Origin of the sequence: Desulfocicer vacuolatum DSM 3385, from assembly GCF_900176365.1 — a bacterium.
GTDB lineage: Bacteria > Desulfobacterota > Desulfobacteria > Desulfobacterales > Desulfobacteraceae > Desulfocicer > Desulfocicer vacuolatum.
Window position 1 is genome coordinate 129385 of record NZ_FWXY01000002.1, and the last position, 20189, is coordinate 149573.

Here is a 20189-nt window from a genome sequence, read left to right on the forward strand (position 1 = left end):
CTATCACCCATCACTCACTTTTTCATAAAAAAAGGGACTAAGCATATGCAAGCAGCACCATTATCCAAGACCAGAAAACCCGGATGGCTCAGGCGGCCCCTGCCCAACGGTCCGGAATATGAAAAGGTAAGACGTCTGCTGGCAGGCTCCCAGCTCTCCACCGTGTGTCAGGAGGCCAAATGCCCCAACATGTGGGAATGCTTCTCCAAAAAAACCGCCACCTTCATGATTCTGGGATCGGAATGCACCCGGAACTGTCGGTTCTGCAACGTGACACCGGGTACCCCACCGCCGCCGGACCCCGGTGAACCTGGGCGGGTGGCCCGGGCAGCCCTGGATCTGGGACTTTCCTATGTGGTGGTGACCTCGGTGACAAGGGATGATCTCCCGGACGGCGGTGCAGCCCATTTTGCCGCCACCATCAACGAAATCAAGGCATTATTGCCCCGGCACACCCGGGTGGAAGTTCTTATTCCTGATTTTAAAGGGAACAAAGAGGCCCTTTACACTGTGCTGGATGCCCGGCCCCATGTGCTCAATCACAACATTGAAACCGTTCCGGCACTGTATGAAACCGCCCGGCCCCAGGCTGATTATGAACAATCCCTGACCCTGCTCCGGCGGGCAGCCCTGTACCGCCCCGGAGCAAGCCAGGCAAAAAATGGAGACAAAAATGCTGTTTTCCCCCGGGAAAATGCCATGCACACAGAAAAAACAGCCACAGAGACCACCTGCTCCCATGGAAGAAAACGCCGTATTCCGGTGAAATCCGGCCTCATGGTGGGCCTGGGGGAAACACGAAAGGATTTGGAACAGACCATATGTGATCTAAAGGATCATGGGTGCGATATCCTCACCATTGGCCAATACCTCCAACCTTCCAGAGATCACCTGCCCGTGGTGGAATACTACACTCCTGAAACCTTTAAAGAGCTGGAAATATTTGCCAGGGAAAAGGGATTTAAAACCGTTGCCAGCGGCCCCTTTGTGAGAAGTTCCTACCAGGCAGACCAGCTGTGCCCCCATTGCCGGGAAAAAGAATAACACTTGCAACTTTCAGGTATCACAGGTATTATGTGCTGTTTACCGTCCCTCCAGATGGCGGGATCTCCAAGTGACTTTCTTAAGACCATTGAGTGAAAGGATGATGCAGTATGTTTTATGAAGCCATATACCAGCCCCGGAATGAAGACAAATTGAGCGACAAGGCCAAAAAATTCATCGGCAGACTCATTGCTATACAGGATGGAGGGCAGGAAGAAACCGCCCCGGGAAAAAGTCAGGTGGTGTACATCGCCTCCCCCAACATTGGCATAATTCCCAACACAGATCTTGAAAATATCACCAGTATTCCCAATACCAAGTGGACGGCCCTGAGCAAGCTCAATGCCCAGGATCAGGAATAGGCTAAAATCATCCCCCCTGTATTTTTTAAAAAATACAGCCTCCAATCAACCTCAGCAGAGCCGCCCCCCGACGGGCAATAGGAACCGGACAATTGAGCTGTCTACAGTTCCGGGGCCGCCCATTGCCCGTCGGGGGGCGGCGCTATAATACCATTTGGCTCCGCGTCTACGACCTATATTTGTTGTGTCCCACAGGAAATACCCGTTTTATAAAATACTCCGCAGATCAGGGGCGTATGTAAGCTGGGCAGGTCAAATCCCAATATGATCTGCCCGTGGCAGTTATGTCAATGCCATTCCGGTACAAATCCGGACAATGAGATTTTCCAGGAGAATATGGGGATGGGCATTGCTGGATTTCAATTGATAATCCAGCTCCCCCAGGGCCATGAGAATATGAATAAGCTCCTTTTGGGTAAAGTTATCGGACTTTAAAAAAGTTTGATAAATGGGATAGGGATTTTTAGGATTGGGGGCCATGGCAAGATCCGAAGCTGTTTTTTTCTTTTTGGCAACCGCTTTTTTCTTCTTACCGGACGGTTTGGATTCCCCTTGTGGAGGCAATTGATCTTCCCACTCTTCAAGTTTTTTCACCATCAGTTCATCGGCCTTGACCACGGCCGGCAGGGTGATGCGGGAGAACTGCTGATAACTCTGACCCGGATGCCATACCATCTGCCCCGGTGCCCGGCAGGAATCAACAAAGTCCTTGACCCGGGTAATTTTTCGTATTTGATTGCCCAAAGCCTTTAAGAACTGCAGGGGGTGGGCGCCTTCCCGGGTGAGGGCATGAAAATAAAACAGGGCGGAAGAGACGTTGCGGTCTGCCACGGCATTGGTGAATTCAAATATAGCATCCTTTCGGGTGCGCTCCACCACCGATTGTACATCCGTGGCAGTGATACCCGGGCGGTCACCAATAAAGGCCACCAGCTTTTCCAGATTATCCACCAGGGTGGCAGGATCAAACCCCACCAGATCGGTGAGCAGGGTAAATGCCCTACCGTCAATGCCCTTTTGCACCGGTGCCAGCACCTGTTCCATGAGGGTGCGCATCAAAGCAGTCTGTTCGGTTTTATCAGCCTTGCGGCTGCCCTTGGCAACAGTGCAGTCCACCACCAGTCCGTATTCACGAAAGGCCTTGAACAAGGTTCGACGTCTGTCTGCCTGGGGGGTGGTGATCAACAGATAGTGTCCGGCGGGAATCCCTTTTTCCATGAGGTGCTGCAACGCATCAAAGTCTTCCGGGGTCATGCCGGACTGACGATCTGTGGAAAATAGAGGTACTTCTTTGGCTGCCACCACCAGGCGGTCCTGCATCATTGAATAGGTGGACAGGCGCTGCACAATCACAGGCAGTCGGGCCTCATCCCCGTCCAGAAAATCATAGCCAAGGCTGCGCTGTTCTTTGGGAAGCAAGACATCTAAAACAGCATCAAATATCTTGCGGCATAAAAAAGCGTCACCATGGACAAGATACACCTGGGGTAATTCATCAAAGGGCGTTGTGTTAAGCCATTGGGCAAGGTCTGTGTGTTTGATCTCCGCCACTGATCACCGTCCGGACTTTGGGGCCTTTGAAGATTTTGTCCCATGGGAGAGCCACCAGAGCATGGCCACGGCCACCAGGGCCATGACAATACCAATGGTCTGGGAAGGGGAAATCACCTGCAACAAAAAATCCCCCCGCTCATCCCCCCGGAAAATTTCCAGAAAAGACCTGAAAATCCCGTACAAAAAGATATAAATCCAGAAAAGACGCCCACTAAAGGCGTTTTTTCTATCCATGGCCACAAGCAGGATAAAAAGAATGAGATTGGAGAGCACCGCATAGAGCTGGGTGGGGTGCAGGGGAACCCCCAGGGGGGCCAGGGAGTGGGGATCAGAAAAAGTAATGGCCCAGGGCAGATCACAGGTTTTACCATAACAGCAGCCGGCAAAAAGGCATCCCACACGCCCTACGGCATGGCCAAGCGCAATGGCAGGGGCCAGAAGATCTGCCGTGTCCCAGAGATTAAAATTTTTCTTTTTAATGTAAACCATGGCCGCCAAAAGGGCCACGATGAATCCCCCGTAAAAAACCAGCCCACCGTTCCAGATCTTAAATATATCCAGGGGCCGGGCCGAAAAAAGGGAAAAATTCTGTATCACATAAAAAAGGCGGGCCCCCACCAGGGAGGATAAGAGGATCACAAAAAACAGATCCGTGATCTCCTGGTGCCCGATGGCGCTGCCCCGAACCCTGGCCCGCCAAGAGGCAAACCAGATGGCACTCATGAATCCCAGGGCCACAAAAAGGCCGTAAGTGTACAGGGTGATGTTGCCGATTTTCAAAAGAATGGGATGCAATGCATAACTCCTAAAAAAAACTGACCCTCATTCAATACCTTTGCCAAACTCAGAATTGAGTTAAAATCCGGCAATCATAAGATTATATATTGAATTGATACCCGCATTTGAATCACAATATATATCTTAAGATGCCAGCCAACATAAAACCGACCAAGGTATTATCATTATAGTTCCGGAATTTTGTTCAGGATGACGTGGTAGAAGAGGATGGCCATGCCAATGCAGATGGCGCTGTCCGCCACATTAAATGCAGGCCAGTGCCAGGTACCAATGTAAAAATCAAGGAAATCCACCACCTGGCCAAACCGGAACCGGTCAATGAGATTACCCACGGCCCCGCCAAATATGGCGGCAAGGCCCATGGAAAGAAATCGATGTTCCCGGGCCACCTGGCCATAGAACCAGAGCAGCCCCAGGGAGACCAGGGAAGATACAAATAAAAAGAAAAACCGACGCACCACCGGGGACTGCGTTGCAAACATGCCAAAGGCCCCCCCGGGGTTGAGCACATGGGTGATGTTGAAGAAAGAAGTCACCTCCATGCGCTCATACAGGGGCAGTTGCGCCATGATCAAAGCCTTGGTGAGCTGATCTGCAAGGATGACACCCCCTGCAATGGTCACAAGTCTCACCAGGCTCTGTTTTCCGGTCACTGTCATGGGCTGTTATGCCTCAACCCCAATGACATCAAGGGCGCCGGAACAGCGGGCACAGGTACCGGGCAGATCGTTTCTGTCTCCTGTGGTGACATCATATCGCCAGCACCGCTCACATTTTTCCCCTTCTGCCCGGGCAACGGACACAAAAAGCCCGTCAATCTCTTTGCTGGTAAATCCGGTTTCCCCCGGGGCATCCAGCAAAGTGGCCTGGGATACAATGAAGATATCCCTTAAATCCGGACCAAATCCCGCCAGGATTTCCCGGACATCGGTATCTGCCACATAAATGGCAATGGCGGCATCCAGGGGATGGCCAATGAGCTTAGCGGTTCTGGCCTCTTCCAGGGCCCGGGTCACCTCGGCCCGGACATCCAGAATCTTCTGCCACCGGACACCCAGGGCCTCATCCTTCCATGCCGGATCCACCTGGGGCCGGGATGTGAGATGAACACTTTCTTTTTTGCCGTCAAAGGCGGGCATATGTTTCCACACCTCTTCGGCGGTGAAAGGCAAAATGGGTGCCATGACCCGGATGATGCCGTCCAGAAGATAATACATCACGGTCTGGGCATTGCGCCGCACCGTGGCGGCAGGCGGAGAGGTGTAAAGCCTGTCTTTGTTAATGTCCAGATAAAATGCGGAAAGTTCCACCACGCAAAAATTGTGCATGGCATGGTAAATGGTATGAAACTCATAGGCATCATAGGCGTTTAAAGATTTTTCAATGAGAGTGGCAAGCCTGTGCAACACAAACCGGTCCATGTCTGTCATGGCCGACACCGGCTGAAGATCGGTATCTGGATTAAAATCAGACAGATTGCCCAGCATGAACCTGCAGGTGTTTCTGATGCGGCGGTAGGCATCTGACAGCTGACGAATAATGTTGTCTGAAATCCTCACATCATCCCGATAATCGGCCGATGCCACCCAGAGCCTTAAAATATCTGCCCCGTGCTGCTTGATGATCTTTTCCGGAGCCACCACATTGCCCACGGATTTGGACATTTTCTTGCCCTGGGAATCCACCACAAACCCATGGGTGAGCACGGATTTATAAGGGGCATGATCGGTGCGGCCCACAGCGGTGAGCAAAGAGGAGTGAAACCACCCCCTGTGCTGGTCACTGCCCTCAAGGTAGAGGTCTGCCGGACGTGTCAACCCTTCTCTTTCTTCCAGCACAGCCGCATGGCTCACACCGGAGTCAAACCACACATCCAGAATGTTATGGTCCTTTTCAAAGGTGGTGCCGCCGCACTTTGCACATGCAGCACCCTCTGGCATAAGCTCTTTGGCTTCCTTGGCAAACCAGATATCAGAGGAGTGTTCCAGAAACAGGCTATGGATTTTATCCACAGACTCCCTTGTGACATACACCTCCCCACACTCCTCACAATGGAACACAGGGATGGGAACCCCCCAGGAACGCTGGCGGGAAAGGCACCAGTCCGGACGGTGTTCAATCATGGAGTAGATGCGAGCCTTGCCCCAGGCGGGAATCCAGTTTACATTGTCGATCTCTTCCAGGCTTTTTTTGCGCAACCCCTTTTTATCCATGGAGATGAACCACTGGGGGGTGGCCCGGAAAATAACCGGTTTTTTACACCGCCAGCAATGGGGATAGGAGTGGGTCATGGGGGTGTGCTGCACAAGGGCACCCAGGCCATCCAGTTTTTCAATGATTCCCTGGTTGGCCTTGAGGATAAACTGTCCCTCAAAATCAGCCACCTCATCGGTGAAGCACCCCTTGGCATTCACAGGGGAGTAGGGTTTAAGACCATAACGAAGGCCCACAATATTATCATCGGCACCATGTCCCGGCGCTGTGTGAACACAACCGGTACCGGCCTCCAAAGTGACGTGCTCGCCCAGGATAATAAGGGAATCCCTTTCATACATGGGATGGGTGCAGCGCTTGTTTTCAAGGTCTTTTGCTTCTATATCACTTAGAACAGTAAAATCTTCAATGCCAAATTCTGCCATCACCTTTTCCACAAGCTCCCGGGCCATGATCATGACGCCCTGTTCCGGGGTTTTCACAGCCGCATAGACAAACTCGGGGTGAAGACAGATGGCAAGGTTGGCCGGAATGGTCCAGGGGGTGGTGGTCCAGATCACCATGGAAATTTTTTCCCCATCTTGTAAGCCTGGAACAAGGCTGGAGATATCATCCTTTAAAGGAAATTTCACATAAATGGATGGGGAGCCATGGTCATGGTACTCAATTTCTGCTTCGGCAAGCGCTGTGTGACAGGAGCAGCACCAGTAGATGGGTTTTTTGCCCAGAAACATATCACCACTTAAGGCAAACTCACCGCACTCCTTGGCAATGCGGGCCTCGTAGGCATTGTTCATGGTCAAATAGGGCTCATCCCACTCCCCGGCCACGCCAAAGCGCTTGAACTCATCCCTTTGGATGTCCACAAACCCTGCTGCATACTTCCGGCAGGCCTGGCGCACCTCCACCGGGGTCATGTTTTTCTTTTTTGACCCTAATTTTTTATCCACATTGTGCTCAATGGGAAGCCCGTGGCAGTCCCATCCCGGCACATAGGGGGCATCAAACCCGTCCATCTGTTTGGACCGGACAATGATATCCTTTAATATTTTGTTAATGGCGTGACCAATGTGGAGGTGACCGTTGGCATAGGGAGGGCCATCATGAAGAATAAAGGAAGGACGTCCCTTGGCAGCTTCCCGCAGTTTGCTGTACAGGCCGTTTTTTTCCCACTCTTTCAGCTGGCCGGGTTCTTTATTGGCAAGATTTGCCTTCATGGCAAACTTGGTCACCGGCAGGTTCAACGTTTTTTTGTAGTCCATCTTTCCTCCACACTGGGTGTATCAATTATATATATGCGTTCTGTTAAATTTAGTTTTTCAATCCAACCCTTTAAACAATGGGCGGCTTTTACCCACCTGCCCAGAGATGATGATCGAACACAAATCCATAAAAACTGTAAACAGTCAATCTAAGGCAAACCAGATAAAATTGTCAAGCACTAATCAACTTGTTCCCACAACGATGAAGTTGGAAACCATGAAGTTTTACCGGATCAACCCGGCAAAAAATGCTAAGAGGGGTACAGAAATTTGACCAACCGGGTTTAAATAACTATAGTATTTTTTTTTAAGTAACTGCCACGGGCAGACCTTATTCTGACCCGGTTCTGCCCACAACAAAAAATAAAAGTCCAATGATTTCAGAACTGGAGAATCACGGCATGAAAATAATTGTTATGGCCGGGGGAAGCGTGTTAAATCCCCATGCATTTAAATCCATGATATCCCGGGCAGACCGGGTGGTATGCGCCGATGGCGGTGCCGCACATCTGGCAGCCCTGGACATTGTCCCCCATGTGGTCATGGGGGATTTGGACTCCATTGACCTGTCCCATCAAAGAAATCTTGAGGATGCAGGGGTTGAATTTATCCGCCACCCCGTGGATAAGGACTACACAGACACCGAACTTGCAGCCCGATGGGCCGTTGAAAACGGAGCCTCACACATCACCTTCATGGGCACCACCGGCACCCGCATGGACCACACCCTGGCCAACGTATTTCTCATGGAAAAAATTGCTGCCATGGGTGTGGCCTGCTCCATGGTGGATGCCCACAATGAGATCCACCTGATCAGGGACGAAATCAGCCTGGAAAAACGTCCCGACACCTACCTGTCCATCATTCCCATCTCCGAAAAAGTCACCGGTATCACCCTCACCGGGCTTGCCTTTCCCCTGACCAATGCCACCCTTCACCGGGGGGACTCCACAGGTATCAGTAACCGTTTTAAGGCATCAAGGGCCACCATCCGAATTAAAACCGGTATTTTAATGGTGACCCTTTCCAACGATTAGCTGTAAACTCAACTTTCGGGCTTCATTTCAAAGCCGGCATTTTTAAATGTACCAATGGGGTCAGTGTGCCGACGGGGTCAGGCTTTTGTTATTGATGTTATCGACCAAGGCCTTTGCCAACGAAAAAAGCCTCGATAATGTCAATAACGAAAGCCTGACCCCACCACGAAATGCGAACACCGAAAGTTGAGCTGTAAATATGTGAAACTCAAAAAACGCGAATTTTTCTCACCTTTTTTAGAAACAAAGCTTAATGAGCGCCTTGCATTTTTTCAAAGGCCTCAATGTCGGTGCTGTATTTTTCGTACTGGGCTTCAAAGAGCACAGGCAGGCGCCGGTAAAAAGCGGCAAGCAAAGGCAGCATGACCTGACGGATCTGGGGATGGGACGCCTTGGAACAGCGAAGATTAAAGATGTGTCGCCACTCTCTGATATTGGCTGTGGTGACAATGTCGGTTTTAAGACTGTTGGGCAGCACACTGCGGGCCTCCTGGGGCCGGGCCCCCATATCCAGCAATGAAAGATAGGCTTTTTCCGCTGCCAGCATGGCGGCCTTCCATGTCTCAAACGCTTCACTGCCCTCCTCCCAGAAAAAGGGACGGATCACTGTGATTTCCCTGCCAAATTTTTCCTTGCCATAGTTGGCGTACCGGGTGCTTTCCTGGGAAAAGGAGCACAACCGATGGCGTACCAGCTCGTGGGTGATGCCCCGGTCACATACAATGCGCACACAAATGGATATGTGTTCAATGACACTTTCATGGCCGGTTTTCATCAATCGGCGCAACAGATCCCGGGCCGTTCCCCGGGCAATTTTATCCTCGGATTTGTAACAGGTGCGGGCTGCCAGCTCCAGCAAGCCATACACCTCTTCCTCCCGGGCCATGTGCAATATTTCAAAATAGGGTTCTATTATTTTCATAATTATTTTCCTAATAATTCTGATCCGCAAATTCCACCCAGCCCCCGGCCTTGACCAGGGACAGATCATATTCACTGATGGAAAATGAGATCTGACGGGAAATTTCACCTGCCGAAATGGTGAAAATCCCCTTATCAATATCTGTTTCTATGGCGGTCTCTTCACCGGCGAACTCAGCAAACAGCTCGTCCACCGCTGTGGCATCCAGTTCCACAGCCATCATGCCGCAATTGAACATATTCTGTCGGAAAATCCGGGCAAATCCCGTGGCAATGACCATGTTAATGCCGTTGACCTCAAAGGCCCAGGGGGCATGCTCCCTTGAAGAGCCGCACCCGAAATTATCCCGGGTGATCACCACAGATTTTCCTTCAATGTCTTTTTGTGGATCAAATCCTTCCAGGACCAGGTCCTCCAAAAGGTTGGGCTTCAGTGCAATTTTGGTACTTTCCGTTAAATATTTGGCCGGTATGATCTCGTCGGTGTTGATGTCTGACCTGTCCAGAAAAAGGACCCTGCCGTTGAAATTTTTCATTGGTTGTCACCTCCTGGCTGGAAAAGGGGAGAGTTGGAAATGGTTCCGGTGAGGGCCGATGCCGCTGCTGTTGCAGGACTCATGAGATGTACCATGCCCCCCTTGCCCATGCGGCCGTTGAAATTTCTGTTGGTGGTGGCAGCACACGCTTCCCCCTCTGCCAGTACGCCGTTGCTCATGCCGAGACAGGCCCCGCAGGTGGGATTGGTGACACAGAACCCGGCATCCATGAAAATTTTAATGATCCCCGCTGAAAGCGCCCGGCTGTAAATATCCGGAGTGGCAGGGCTGACAATGGCCCGGACACCGGGATCAATCTGTTTTCCTTTAATAATGTCTGCGGCAATTTCAAGATCTTCAAACCGACCATTGGTGCAGGAGCCGATGTACACCTGGTGAATGGGCTCGCCTTCCATGTCTGACACCGGTTTAACCTGATCCGGCTTAAATCCAAATGTCACCTGGGGGACCAGGGGGGTGACATCAAATTCAATCACGTCGGTGTAAGCAGCATCTGCATCCGGGGTAAAAACGTTGAATGCGTCAAGGGCTGCTTCTTTTGTGGGATACTCATCTTCAATAAAGGGCCACAGATAATCCACGGTGACCTTGTCAGGGGCGCAGATACCACTGGTGGCACCGGCTTCCACAGCCATGTTGCAAAGGGTCATGCGCTGATCCATGGTCATGGCATCCACCACATTGCCGGAAAATTCCATCACCCGGTTGGTGGCACCGTTGACACCGATCTTTGAAATAAGGGCCAGAATCACATCCTTGGCATAAACGCCCCGGGCAAGGGTGCCGGAGATATTTACCTTCATGGAAAGGGGTTTTTTAAAGGCACACACCCCTTTTAAGATACCCACTTCCAGGTCGGTGGTGCCAACACCGGCGGCAAAGGCCCCAAAGGCCCCATGGGTACAGGTGTGGGAATCTCCCATGATGATGGTGTAGCCGGGACGCACAAATCCCTTTTCCGGAAAAATGGCGTGGCACACCCCGTTGCGGCCAATGTCAAAAAAATCAACGATGTTGTGTCGCCGGGCCCAGTCCCGGAGAATTTTTCCCTGCAACGCTGTTTTTGAATCCTTGGCCGGTGTCACATGATCAATGACCGCCTTGATTTTTGTGGCATCAAACACCCGATCCTTGCCCCGGGCCACAAGATCTGTGATGGCAATGGGGGTGGTAATTTCGTGGCAGAAAACTGCATCCAGACGAACCACCTGAATATCCCCGGATGGGTTATCCACCAGATGCGCGTCAAAAATCTTTTCAGCTATTGTTTTACCCATGGCTTTTTCCTTTCAATTTATTTTACATAAAAACTTTTTGAATACCATTTTTCCCCCGGGGGAGCAAGCTCTGTTTTCATATAACTGCCATGGGCAGGCCGTATTCTGATCCGGCTCTGCCCACAACAAAACTTGAAATACACCCCTGGTTTGCGGAGTATTTCATATAAACGGGTATCTCCTGCCTGACACGGCAAATATAGGGTCGTAGCCGCGGAGCCAAATGGTATTATACCGTATACCGCCGCCCCCCGACGGGCAATGGGCCCGGACCGGAACTGTAGACAGCTCAATTGTCCGGTTCCTATTGCCCGTCGGGGGGCGGCTCTGCTGAGGTAAACTTGAAGAATACCCAGTACCCAGTACCTACTGTTTCATATAAAAAAGGGCAATCCCTTTATCTAAAAGAAATTGCCCTTTTAAAAACAAAATAAACAACCCGGCCCGGAGTAACCGCCACCCCATGCCGTTTAAATCATCAGGAACAGCAGGAACCTTTTGTTCCGCAGCTGCCACAGTCTGAACCGCCCAGATCAAGTTTGGATTCCAGGCTGAATCCCATGCCTGTGAAATCAATTTTGATCATTTTGGCCTGCTGCATGAAAGTTTTGTCCACAACAAGCTTATAACCTTTCACATCGTAGGTGTCATCGCTGTCCTTAGGCTCATCCAGAGCCATTGCAAGAGATGGTCCACCTCAGCCGCCGGAGTTTAAAAAAATTCGTATGGGAGAAGGCTCCCTGCCACTGAAATATTCTTCCAACTGCGCTTTGGCAGCATCTGTCATTTCAATCATTATAAATGCTCCTTGTTTGTTTGGTGTCGATCAGCTCCTATTTGCCGAATTGTTTTTAACTTAACCATATGGGGATGACTTGTCAAGAAATCAGACCCTCTAATTTCAGGCATACTTCATTTTCCGGTTTACACTTTTCAGAAAGATATACCCATTTCCCGGGGAAATTTAATTAAAAAGTGTAAATTACTTTTGAATTGTATGAAAGATGCCTAATTTTAAAGAAAATTTTCCCCGGGCTTTCCTCTACCTCCCCATTTTAAAGTCATGGCGAAAATAAGGCCATGGAACCGGGTATTGACTTAAGTCACATGTTTTGCTAAACCCTCAATCATTTCCACACTGAAATTTCCCGGTCTTTCCCTTCCCATACAGGGCAAGCGTCGCGGGCGGTATAATAGCATTTTGAATATTCGTCGTGTTTGCCATAACATGACCGCTATATAAAACCCCTAACACTTAACTCAAAAAGGACAAAGCAAATGGAAAGAACCTTGTCATTAATTAAGCCGGACGGTGTGGCCAAAAATCTCATTGGAGAAGTAATCAAACGGTTTGAAACAGCCGGCATTAAAATTGTTGCCATGAAAAAAATGCAACTCACAAAGAGCCAGGCTGAAGGTTTTTATGCCGTGCACAAAGAACGCCCGTTTTTTGGCAGCCTCATTGACTTCATGACCTCCGGCCCCATTGTGGCCATGGTTCTGGAAGGGGATGATGTCATTGCAAAAAACCGCAAACTCATGGGTGCCACCAATTTTAAAGAAGCTGAAGAGGGAACCATCCGAAGGGAATTTGCCACGGACATTGAAAAAAATGTGGTCCATGGTTCCGATGCCCCAGAAACAGCAGCCTTTGAGATCAACCACTTTTTCAACAACATGGAAATTGTGGGATAATTTTAAAATAAATAACTCAACTTTCGGTGTTCGCATTTCGTGTTGGGGTCAGGCTTTCGTTATTGACATTATCGAGGCTTTTTTCGTTGGCAAAGGCCTTGGTCGATAACATCAATAACAAAAGCCTGACCCCGTCGGCACACTGACCCCATCGGTGCATTTAAAAATGCCGGCTTTGAAATGAAGCCCGAAAGTTGAGATAAATAAAAAAAGGGCGTTAACTCCGGCAAGCCGGGATTAACGCCCTTTGTCATGCAAAAACTATCTTAATCGTGTATGGCTTAGTGACCAGCTACGATCTTTGCAAATTCTGCAGCCTGGGGATGTGCGTAGATAAGGATCAGTGCAACAACCAGTGCATAGATACACAGAGACTCGATCATGGCAAGACCGATGAGCAGTGTAACAGTAACTTTACCTGAAGACTCAGGATTTCTGGCAATACCCTGAACAGCACCGTTTACGCCCATGCCCTGACCAATACCACAACCGAAAGCTGCGATTCCAATGGCAACACCAGCTGCCCATACACATGCGGTAAAAAAATCCATTTTTTTCTCCTTTTACCTGATTAAAATAAATTAATGTTTGCGGCTTCTTCCAGGTCCCCGCATTTATTACACAAAGTCATACCGGAACAGACCGATACAACAAAAGTCCTTTATCAATGAGCGTGCTCCATGGCACCGGTGAAGTACATGACGGCCAGAAGAAAAAACACAAAGGCCTGTACCAGGGCGACAAAAATACCCAGCGCCATAATCGGCAGCGGAGCAAAAAAAGCACCGGCCAGGGCAAACAAAATACCCAGCACCAGCTCATGACCCATCATATTTCCAAAAAGACGGAAAGAGAGAGATAAAATTCTGGCCACATGACCGATGATCTCAATGGGCAGAATAATGGGGATCATCCACCACACAGGTCCGATGAAGTGTTTGTAATAATTAAAACCATGGTATTTAACACCGATAACATGGGTCCAGATAACCGTAACAAGGGCCAGGGCCGCCGTGGTGTTCAGGCTGGCAGTGGGAGGGAAAAACCCGGGCACAAGACCGATGAGGTTGCCAAGGAAGACAAAAATAAAAATGGTGGCTGCCAGGGGGAAAAGCCATCTGCCCTCTTCTCCGCAAATACCCACCATGAACTCTTCCAATCCTGATATCAACACTTCAAACACATTTTGAACAGGTTCCGGCACCAGCTGGGTGTTTTTACCCGCAAGCCATCCAAAACCGATAAGAATACCCATCACAACCCACATGTAGATAACATGCACGCTGGTGTGAGCAAAATGGCCCAGACCAATCAACTCAAACAGCTTTACAAAGAATAGATATGGATGTTCCACCTTAGACCGCCTCCTTAAAAATAAGTCTTGTTAATTCCAGCGTGGTTGCTGCCATAATGCTGACAACCACAACCGAAAGGCCCATGATCAGACCCAACGGATCAACAATATTTCCTTTTATAAGCGCGAATATAACAATTCCGCTTATGGCAAATCGAATATAATATTTTATAAGCACCACACCGAGGATTGAACGGGCAGGCTTTCCGGAAGCGGTGGCCATGGCCTTGTAAAGGGTGTGCCTTAGAAGATGAAAATTGAGGGTCACCAGCAACGAACCTGTTAAAATACCCATGGCAAAGGGCATTGGGGTATTTATAAACCCCAGAAGCGTTCCCACCACAAACAAAAACCAGTTGGAAGTGGTTACAAATTTGATTATTCGCTGATGAATATCCATAGAATTAAAGTTTTCGACTCCTTTTTGCCGCCATGGCCAGGTTTCTAAATCCGGCGGCAATTCCCAGCCCCAGCCCCACCAGGGTCAGGATCGGTTTTGTATCAAACTTACCATCCAGCCAGATCCCGGCAAACAGCCCGAGGAAGATGGAGATGGCCACGGACAGACCAAGGCTGCTGTAATAAGCAAGTTCCCGAATGGTCTTTGATGTCTCTTTTTTCATGGATCCTTCTCTTGGATCTGTCCCTGAATTAGAACGGACACGATCATTATTGTTAAATGGAACTAACACATGATTCATACCAAGTCAATGTCAAAAAAAATTATGGCCCGCACGCTCTATATTAAAGTCACCTTACCGCAGGTGTGATCTTTGGTCACCTCCCCCACCAGGGCAGCAGCAATCCCCCGGTCCTGCATGGCCATGAGGCAATTTTGGGCATCCTTTTTTTTCACACTCACAAGAAGCCCCCCGGATGTCTGGGGATCAAACATAAGATCCAGAACAATTTTATCCATTTGGTCGGGGATCACCATGCCCGGCTGGCAGTATCTCCGGTTTCGGAAGGCCCCCCCGGGCACCATGCCCATGGCGGCCCACTGTGCAGCGTTGTCAATCACCGGCACCGCCTGGGTGAAAAGAGAAATTTCCTTTCCCCCGCCCCGGGCCATTTCCAGCAGATGTCCTGCCAGGCCAAAACCGGTGACGTCGGTGCATCCCCCCACATCAAACCCGGCCATGACTTCGGCCGCATCCCGGTTCAGGGTGGACATGATATTTACCATTTTCCGGGTGGTGGCAGCATCGGCAAGCTTTCCTTTCAGTGCTGTGGCCACAATACCGGTTCCCACGGGCTTGGTGAGAATGATCTGATCTTTGATGCGAATACCGTGGTTGGTGAGCACCCGGTCCGGGTGCACCACACCGGTGACGGAAAGTCCATATTTAAATTCAGGATCATCCACGCTGTGCCCCCCCACCAGGGTGGCGCCGGATTCGTGGATCTTGTCAAGCCCTCCCTGCAGGGTCTTTTGTAAAACATCTTCTCCAAAATCAGCACTGGGAAAACAGACAATGTTCATGGCAGTCAAGGGGGTGCCGCCCATGGCATAGACATCACTTAAGGAGTTGGCCGCTGCAATCCGACCGAACTCATAGGGATCATCTGTGACCGGAGTTAAAAAATCCAGGGTCTGGATCAAGGCAGTGTCCTTGTTGATGCGAAAAACACCGGCATCATCACTGGTTCCCAGCCCCACAATAAGATCGGGATGGCTTTTTGCTTCAAGCCCGCCCACAATGCGATCCAGTGCCCCTGGATCTATCTTGGCCGCTCAACCGGCCGCCTTTACCTTTTCGGTGAGCCTTATGATCTCTCTGGAAGTCATGAATTATTTCCCTTTATATTGTTGTTCATCAACATAGTCCCACAGCCACAGCAAATCTACCCGTGGTGTGTTCATGGCGATATGAAAAAAAACGGTCTGGATGACACTGGGTACAAAGACCTGACACCTCAATGTGATCCGATTTAATGCCCTTTTCCATGAGCTGCCCCCGGCTGATGGCCCAGAAATCAAAATGATGATCCCCCCGGCGGTATTGTAAAAACCCCTGGGGCAGTTCGTCCTTGTAATGGACAAATTCAGCGCAGCAGGGACCAAGGGAAGGCGCAACGGCTGCCCTGATGTCACCGGGATCACAACAAAAATCGGTCACCATGACATCCACACCCCGGCCAATGATGTTGGCCACACTCCCCCGCCAGCCGGAATGTAAATTGGCCACCACTTTTTTTACGGGATCAAACAATAGCACGGCCTGGCAGTCAGCCACCTGGATCACCAGAAGCACTCCCGGGATGTTGGTGACCACCCCGTCGGCCACAGGGATGGCCCCCTGGGAAAATGGCATTCCATTTTTCAAACAGGGGGTATCCGGGCATGGGAGAGGGTCATGGGAAACGCTGCATTGCTTCCGGGTGTCCATACCATGGGATGTCAATGTCTTAATTTGCTGTTCCCGATCCAGCACCAAAACCCCGTTGCCATGGACCTGGTGCAGGTAAAGGGCATGTTCAAATCCCAGATCACGGGCAATGCGGCATCGATTTTCCCGGACATGGGTTTCATTATCCCCGGTGGAGATCCCCACATTCAAAGAGTTAAAGGGGGAAAGACTTACCCCGCCCTTGCGGGTAAATACGCCGTGGGCAACCTCCGCATGGGAAGTGAATATGTTAAATTGAATCATGTCCATGGCAGTGACACCAGATATCTCCATCATGAAAAGCGCGCCACAATGCGTTCAATGATGATGGTGGTGGATATGTCCGGTTCCAGAACCATGCGCGCCACCCTGCCCCCGTTTTGCGTCACCGTATCCGCACCAATGATATCCGCTTCGGCCCAGTCTGCGCCCTTGACCAGGACATGGGGGTTAAGCTCCCGGATCAACTCCCCGGGATCGGGTTCATCAAAAATCACCACATGGTCCACACAGGCAAGGGCTGCCATCACCCGGCTTCTGTGCTCCTGGGATATCACCGGCCGGGAAGGTCCTTTGATGCGGCTAACAGAGGCATCGGAATTCAGGCCCAGCACCAGCACATCTCCCTGGTGTGCCGCAGCCTGCAGGTAGGAGACATGGCCCGCATGGAGGATATCAAAGCAGCCGTTGGTGAACACAATGGTGCGGCCCCGGTCCCGGAGGGTTTTCCCCAGATCAGCCACGGCCTGTCTTTCAATTATTTTCAATTGATCAATACTTAAACCCATATTTCTTTTTCCACACCTGATATAAATTTTTCTTGTGGGCAGGTCAAATTCCAGGATGGTCCACCCCAAAAAACATTTTCACGCCCTGGCAAGCACCAGAACATCCACCGATGCCGCACCGGAACAGCGCAACACCCGGGCCGCTTCCTGGCAGGTGGACCCGGTGGTGTACACATCATCCACAAGTAAAACGGCCTTTCCCCTTACCTTGCGGGGGGATATCACCTTAAAGGCGTTTTTTAAATTTTCCCGGCGGGCCTCCCGGTTAAATCCGGTTTGGGAGGCGGTTTTCCGACACCGTTTTAGCAACCGGTGATCCACATGCCAAGGCGGGGGATTTCCATTGCATTGTTTCCACATTTTTTCAAAATTCTGCACCAGCAGAAACGCCTGGTTAAAGCCCCGCCGGACCAGCCGGGAACGATGCAGGGGAATGGGGATGATCGTATCCACAGCAGATGTGGCAAAATGGGCACAAAAAACCATGAACAACAGTTGCCCCAGGGGACGTGACAACGCCATCTTGCCATTATATTTCAATAAATGAATGGCCGTGAGCAATCCCCGGCCATAGCTCCCCACGGCCCGGACCCGGCCAATGTTCCCAGGAGATGTGGCACAATGCCTGCATACACCACCCGAAGCGTTCAGGCCCATCAGTGAACCGGCACATCGTGGGCATCGGGGAGGCTCAAGGGGTGCCGGCCCCGGGCTGCTACACTCCGGACAAAAAAACGGTGATAACAGTTCATGGAACCGGGCCTGGAGAACATCCGGGTCCATGCCAATGCCATGGTGAACCCCCATGGAGTCCCCGGATAACATATCGCAGGATGGCCGTGGCCAGGCTTTGTTTACGGGTGTTTTCTCCGGGGCCGGAGGAATAAAACACCCACACACCATGCACCGCCGGGGAAACAGATGATCCATGCCCGCCGCCCAAAGATAAACAAGCGTTTCCCGGCAATGGGTTTTAATCTTCCTTAAAAGGGCATTCATATCCATAAAAAGTTCATCAGCATGGTCAGTGTGCCTGTTGCAACTTTGGATTGGAAGGCGAGCGCAGCCACGCCGTCCAACACTTTTTTATCACTGCCGCAACAAGGCTTTCCAAACGCTGCCAAGGGCACTTTTAAAGCGTGGCACAACAAGTTATCCCCGCTGCCTTAAAACCTCATACATGGCAATGCCCCCGGCCACCGACGCATTTAAAGAGGTGACCCCCCGGGCCATGGGTAAAGAAATGAGAAAATCGCACTCTTTTTTCACCAGGGGACGAATCCCTTTGTGCTCCCCGCCCACCACCAGGGCAATGTTTCCGGTGAAATCCGCCTGAAAAAGGGACTGCTCCCCTGCGGCATCCAGTCCTGCCACCCAGAATCCCTTCTTTTTCAGGGAGCGAAGCAGGGTGGCGGTGTTGGTGACACAATACAAGGGGGCGTGTTCCAGGGCCCCGGCCGATGCCCGGGACACCGCCGGGGTGGGGGAAACGGCCCGGTCCCGGGGAAGAAGAATATAATTGACCCCGGCGCACAGGGCTGTGCGGATCAAAGCCCCGAGATTATGGGGGTCTTCCATGGATTCCAACACAAGGACAAAGCAGTTATTTTCTTGCTGATCCATTTCCTGCAACACTGTTTCCGCCTTTGCCAGGGGCAGTGGTCCCACAATGGCCACAATACCCTGGTGCCGCACCCCGGGACAAAGGTCATCCAGGGCCTCCGGGGTGAGGGGGATCACGGGTATGTTCAATTGACCGGCCCGGTCCACAACGGTCTTAAGCCGATCCCGAAGGTGATTATCTGCAATGTGTATGCAATGAAATTGTCTTCGGCCTGCTTTCAGGGCTTCCCGGACACAATGGACACCTGCCAGGGCCTCCCGGCCCGGCCCGGGACCATGGGAATCCATGGTTTGTTTCTTTTTCAAAAATCGCTTTTTCCCGGTACCGGCAGATTTATCACCGGCATGATGTTCCCGGGGGCCATGGGGCTTATTAAAGGGCTGATTTTTTCCCGGGCTCTGTCTGTTTCTGGGCGATGTCACACCGCTCCTCCCTTGAACTTTTCAATGATGGCTGCCATCTTCCCTGCTGCTGTGTCCAGGTCATCATTGACAATGACATGATCATAAAGGGGAAGGTCTGCCATCTCCCGGGCGGCATTTTCAAGACGCCGGGCAATGACAACATCACTGTCTGTGCCCCGCTTTCGCAACCGTGCTTCCAGCACTGCCATGGAAGGGGCATTGATAAAGACCGTTACAGCCCGGGGATAAGTTTTGCGAATCTGCCGGGCCCCCTGGACATCAATGTCCAGCAGCAGGGGGTTGCCCTTTTCCAGACGTTCAGTGATAAAGGCCCGGGAAGTACCATAATAATTGTCATGCACCTTTGCCCACTCGGCCCAGGCATTTTTTTGAATGCGCTCCCGGAACACCTCCGGGGTGATAAAAAAATAGTCCACCCCATCCTTTTCATTGCCCCGGGGGGGCCGGGTGGTGTGGGAAATGGAATAAGACAGCCCGGGAAACAGCTTAAGCATCCGGGTACAAAGGGTGGTTTTTCCGGCTCCGGAAGGGGCAGACACCACAAATAGCCCTGCCCGGGGGGGCAATCCCCCCGGAGAATTTTGACCTTCCTGCCCCGCCAGGTCATTCTTATGGATCATCACTCTTTCTCCTTTGGATCTTTACCCACCAGTAAAAATCGCTGGGACAGTGTTTCTGCCTGGATGGCCGACAGGATCACATGGTTACTGTCCGTCACCACCATGGCCCGGGTCTTTCTGCCGTGGGTGGCATCAATGAGACGTCGCTCTTCCCTGGCCTCATCCTTGAGTCGTTTCATGGGAGATGAGTTTGGTGCCAGTATGGTGACCACACGCTGGGCCACCACTGTGCTGCCAAACCCCAGATTTAACAGTTCTTTTTCCATG

At 51.0% G+C, this 20189-nt stretch carries 23 protein-coding genes; 4 read left to right on the forward strand and 19 right to left on the reverse strand.

Annotation, left to right across the window (positions count from 1 at the left end):
* The first annotated feature begins 45 nt into the window (after positions 1-45).
* Complete coding sequence (locus B9A32_RS02510) at positions 46-1044, forward strand: lipoyl synthase (protein WP_084066799.1); 999 nt, start codon at positions 46-48, stop codon at positions 1042-1044.
* A 110-nt stretch (positions 1045-1154) separates the two neighbouring features.
* A complete protein-coding gene (locus tag B9A32_RS02515; protein ID WP_084066800.1) occupies positions 1155-1406 on the forward strand; it encodes a hypothetical protein in 252 nt (83 codons plus the stop codon).
* A gap of 282 nt (positions 1407-1688) precedes the next feature.
* On the opposite strand, the gene holA is transcribed toward B9A32_RS02515, so the two are convergent.
* The 4 genes from holA to ileS form a co-directional block, all read right to left on the reverse strand.
* Positions 1689-2957, reverse strand: a complete 1269-nt coding sequence (gene holA / locus B9A32_RS02520) for a DNA polymerase III subunit delta (protein WP_084066801.1) — start codon at positions 2955-2957, stop codon at positions 1689-1691.
* Between the two features lie 3 nt (positions 2958-2960).
* Positions 2961-3755, reverse strand: a complete 795-nt coding sequence (gene lgt, locus B9A32_RS02525) for a prolipoprotein diacylglyceryl transferase (protein ID WP_084066802.1) — start codon at positions 3753-3755, stop codon at positions 2961-2963.
* Between the two features lie 167 nt (positions 3756-3922).
* Positions 3923-4417, reverse strand: a complete 495-nt coding sequence (lspA, locus tag B9A32_RS02530; protein WP_084066803.1) for a signal peptidase II — start codon at positions 4415-4417, stop codon at positions 3923-3925.
* A 6-nt stretch (positions 4418-4423) separates the two neighbouring features.
* The gene (gene ileS, locus B9A32_RS02535; protein WP_084066804.1) at positions 4424-7234 is read right to left on the reverse strand and encodes an isoleucine--tRNA ligase; all 2811 of its coding nucleotides are present in this window, start codon (positions 7232-7234) and stop codon (positions 4424-4426) included.
* 401 nt (positions 7235-7635) lie between these two features.
* Between ileS and B9A32_RS02540 the strand changes: the two genes are divergently transcribed.
* Positions 7636-8271 (forward strand): thiamine diphosphokinase, encoded by a 636-nt coding sequence (locus tag B9A32_RS02540; protein WP_084066805.1) that lies wholly within the window; start codon positions 7636-7638, stop codon positions 8269-8271.
* A gap of 250 nt (positions 8272-8521) precedes the next feature.
* Here B9A32_RS02540 and thyX read toward each other — a convergent pair whose 3' ends face one another.
* The 4 genes from thyX to B9A32_RS22490 all read right to left on the reverse strand — a co-directional run bounded on the left by thyX (position 8522) and on the right by B9A32_RS22490 (position 11822).
* On the reverse strand, positions 8522-9193 hold the full coding sequence (gene thyX / locus B9A32_RS02545; protein WP_084066806.1) for an FAD-dependent thymidylate synthase: 672 nt from the start codon (positions 9191-9193) through the stop codon (positions 8522-8524).
* Between the two features lie 10 nt (positions 9194-9203).
* Positions 9204-9728: a 3-isopropylmalate dehydratase small subunit gene (locus B9A32_RS02550; RefSeq protein WP_084066807.1), complete on the reverse strand. Its 525-nt coding sequence runs from the start codon at positions 9726-9728 to the stop codon at positions 9204-9206.
* Complete coding sequence (locus B9A32_RS02555; protein WP_084066808.1) at positions 9725-11026, reverse strand: 3-isopropylmalate dehydratase large subunit; 1302 nt, start codon at positions 11024-11026, stop codon at positions 9725-9727. The genes B9A32_RS02550 and B9A32_RS02555 overlap by 4 nt, the downstream gene beginning before the upstream one ends.
* Before the next feature lie 478 nt (positions 11027-11504).
* On the reverse strand, positions 11505-11822 hold the full coding sequence (locus tag B9A32_RS22490) for an IscA/HesB family protein (RefSeq protein ID WP_408607019.1): 318 nt from the start codon (positions 11820-11822) through the stop codon (positions 11505-11507).
* A 482-nt stretch (positions 11823-12304) separates the two neighbouring features.
* Between B9A32_RS22490 and ndk the strand changes: the two genes are divergently transcribed.
* Positions 12305-12721 carry a nucleoside-diphosphate kinase gene (gene ndk, locus B9A32_RS02565; protein WP_084066810.1) on the forward strand — a complete coding sequence of 139 codons (417 nt, stop codon included), beginning with the start codon at positions 12305-12307 and terminating at the stop codon, positions 12719-12721.
* Positions 12722-13002: 281 nt separating this feature from the next.
* On the opposite strand, the gene atpE is transcribed toward ndk, so the two are convergent.
* The 11 genes from atpE to B9A32_RS02620 all read right to left on the reverse strand — a co-directional run bounded on the left by atpE (position 13003) and on the right by B9A32_RS02620 (position 20188).
* A complete protein-coding gene (gene atpE / locus B9A32_RS02570) occupies positions 13003-13272 on the reverse strand; it encodes an ATP synthase F0 subunit C (RefSeq protein WP_084066811.1) in 270 nt (89 codons plus the stop codon).
* A gap of 113 nt (positions 13273-13385) precedes the next feature.
* A complete protein-coding gene (atpB, locus tag B9A32_RS02575) occupies positions 13386-14075 on the reverse strand; it encodes a F0F1 ATP synthase subunit A (RefSeq protein ID WP_084066812.1) in 690 nt (229 codons plus the stop codon).
* A 1-nt stretch (position 14076) separates the two neighbouring features.
* A complete protein-coding gene (locus B9A32_RS02580) occupies positions 14077-14475 on the reverse strand; it encodes an ATP synthase subunit I (RefSeq protein ID WP_084066813.1) in 399 nt (132 codons plus the stop codon).
* Positions 14476-14479: 4 nt separating this feature from the next.
* On the reverse strand, positions 14480-14698 hold the full coding sequence (locus B9A32_RS02585; protein ID WP_084066814.1) for an AtpZ/AtpI family protein: 219 nt from the start codon (positions 14696-14698) through the stop codon (positions 14480-14482).
* A gap of 116 nt (positions 14699-14814) precedes the next feature.
* Entirely contained in the window at positions 14815-15864 is a 1050-nt protein-coding gene (selD, locus tag B9A32_RS02590) for a selenide, water dikinase SelD (protein WP_084066815.1), read from the reverse strand.
* Positions 15865-15892: 28 nt separating this feature from the next.
* Positions 15893-16762 carry a peptidoglycan editing factor PgeF gene (gene pgeF, locus B9A32_RS02595; RefSeq protein WP_232367013.1) on the reverse strand — a complete coding sequence of 290 codons (870 nt, stop codon included), beginning with the start codon at positions 16760-16762 and terminating at the stop codon, positions 15893-15895.
* Positions 16759-17253, reverse strand: a complete 495-nt coding sequence (gene rfaE2 / locus B9A32_RS02600) for a D-glycero-beta-D-manno-heptose 1-phosphate adenylyltransferase (RefSeq protein ID WP_084066971.1) — start codon at positions 17251-17253, stop codon at positions 16759-16761. Before rfaE2 ends, pgeF begins: the two co-directional genes overlap by 4 nt.
* A gap of 78 nt (positions 17254-17331) precedes the next feature.
* Positions 17332-18258 (reverse strand): ComF family protein, encoded by a 927-nt coding sequence (locus B9A32_RS02605; protein ID WP_084066816.1) that lies wholly within the window; start codon positions 18256-18258, stop codon positions 17332-17334.
* 147 nt (positions 18259-18405) lie between these two features.
* Entirely contained in the window at positions 18406-19299 is an 894-nt protein-coding gene (gene rlmB, locus B9A32_RS02610) for a 23S rRNA (guanosine(2251)-2'-O)-methyltransferase RlmB (RefSeq protein ID WP_232367014.1), read from the reverse strand.
* Positions 19296-19922, reverse strand: a complete 627-nt coding sequence (gene gmk, locus B9A32_RS02615; RefSeq protein WP_084066817.1) for a guanylate kinase — start codon at positions 19920-19922, stop codon at positions 19296-19298. Before gmk ends, rlmB begins: the two co-directional genes overlap by 4 nt.
* Complete coding sequence (locus tag B9A32_RS02620; RefSeq protein WP_084066818.1) at positions 19922-20188, reverse strand: DUF370 domain-containing protein; 267 nt, start codon at positions 20186-20188, stop codon at positions 19922-19924. Before B9A32_RS02620 ends, gmk begins: the two co-directional genes overlap by 1 nt.
* Between the last annotated feature and the right edge of the window lies 1 nt (position 20189).